Annotated in this window: 2 protein-coding genes; both read left to right on the top strand. The window is 62.8% G+C overall.

The window, feature by feature from the left end; translation table 11 throughout:
* Positions 1 to 723, top strand: a 723-nt coding sequence (locus tag WCA85_RS05500; protein ID WP_424062156.1) for an electron transfer flavoprotein subunit beta/FixA family protein, incomplete at its 5' end; no start/stop codon positions are given.
* A gap of 112 nt (positions 724 to 835) precedes the next feature.
* Positions 836 to 1,692, top strand: an 857-nt coding sequence (locus WCA85_RS05495) for an electron transfer flavoprotein subunit alpha/FixB family protein (RefSeq protein ID WP_424062155.1), incomplete at its 3' end; no start/stop codon positions are given.

Here is a 1,692-nt window from a genome sequence, read left to right as displayed (position 1 = left end):
GTGGTCGATTACAACGTGAAAGTCCGGGTGAAGTCGGACGGCACGGGCGTCGACATTGCAAACGTCAAGATGTCGATGAACCCGTTCGACGAAATCGCGGTGGAAGAAGCCGTGCGCCTGAAGGAAGCGGGCGTGGCGACGGAAGTGATCGCCGTGTCGGCCGGTGTGACGCAGTCGCAGGAGACGCTGCGCACGGCGCTGGCGATCGGCGCGGACCGCGCGATCCTCATCGAGTCCAATGAAGACCTGCAGCCGCTGGCGGTGGCCAAGCTGCTCAAGGCGCTGGTCGACAAGGAACAGCCTTCGCTGGTCATTCTCGGCAAGCAGGCCATTGACGACGATTCGAACCAGACCGGCCAGATGCTCGCTGCGTTGGCTGGGTTGCCGCAGGCGACGTTTGCTTCGAAGGTTGTCGTGGCTGACGGCAAGGCGACCGTATCGCGCGAAGTGGATGGCGGTGCGGAAACGCTGTCGCTGACGCTGCCGGCGGTAGTCACCACCGACCTGCGCCTGAATGAGCCGCGTTATGTGACGCTGCCGAACATCATGAAGGCGAAGAAGAAGCCGATGGAAACGCTCAAGCCGGAAGATCTCGGCGTTGACGTGAGCCCGCGCCTGAAGACGCTGAAGGTTGTCGAGCCGCCCAGGCGCTCCGCGGGTGTGAAGGTTCCGGACGTGAAGACGCTGGTCGAGAAGCTGAAGACCGAAGCCAAGGTGCTGTAAAGACATGGGACCCGGGCGCTCTGCGTGGGACCGGAGTAAGTGCTGAAGCACTAACTCCGGATCGACATAAGCGCTAAAGCGCTAACTCGGGTCGACACAGGAGACGGACGAGATGACGAATCTGGTAATTGCAGAGCACGACGCCCCGCAGGAAGCCCCCTTGGGGGGCAGTGCGTCGATCAAACCCGCGACGCTGAACACGATTGCAGCGGCGCAGAAAATTGGCGGCGATATCCACGTGCTGGTGGCAGGGCACAACGCGCAAGGCGCGGCCGACGCAGCGGCGAAGATCGCGGGCGTCTCGAAGGTATTGCTGGCTGATGCGCCGCAACTCGAAGCGGGCCTCGCCGAGAACGTTGAAGCGACCGTGCTGAACATCGCGAAGGACTACACGCACATCCTCGCGCCGGCTACCCCGTACGGCAAGAACATTGCACCGCGTATTGCAGCGAAGCTGGATGTCGCGCAGATCAGCGACATCACCGCCGTGGACAGCGCCGACACGTTCGAGCGTCCGATCTACGCAGGTAACGCGATCGCCACCGTTCAATCGCAAGACCCGATCAAGGTGATCACGGTGCGTACGACCGGCTTCGATCCGGTCTCGGCAGAGGGCGGCAGTGCAGCGGTCGAGAAGATCGAAGCAGCAGCGGACAGCGGCCTGTCGCAATTCGTGAGCCGTGAAGTGACGAAGCTGGACCGTCCGGAGCTGACCTCGGCGAAGATCATCGTCTCGGGTGGTCGTGGTCTGGGTAGCGGCGAGAACTACACGAAGGTGCTCGAGCCGCTGGCCGACAAGCTGAACGCGGCGTTGGGCGCATCACGCGCGGCAGTGGATGCGGGCTTCGTGCCCAACGACTATCAGGTGGGCCAGACGGGCAAGATCGTCGCGCCACAACTTTACGTGGCGGTGGGTATCTCGGGTGCGATCCAGCATCTGGCCGGCATGAAGGACTCGAAGGTGATCGT

The sequence above is a fragment of the Paraburkholderia sp. genome (assembly GCF_049581445.1).
Taxonomy (GTDB): Bacteria; Pseudomonadota; Gammaproteobacteria; order Burkholderiales; family Burkholderiaceae; genus Paraburkholderia.
This window is presented reverse-complemented; position numbering and strand designations above follow the sequence as displayed.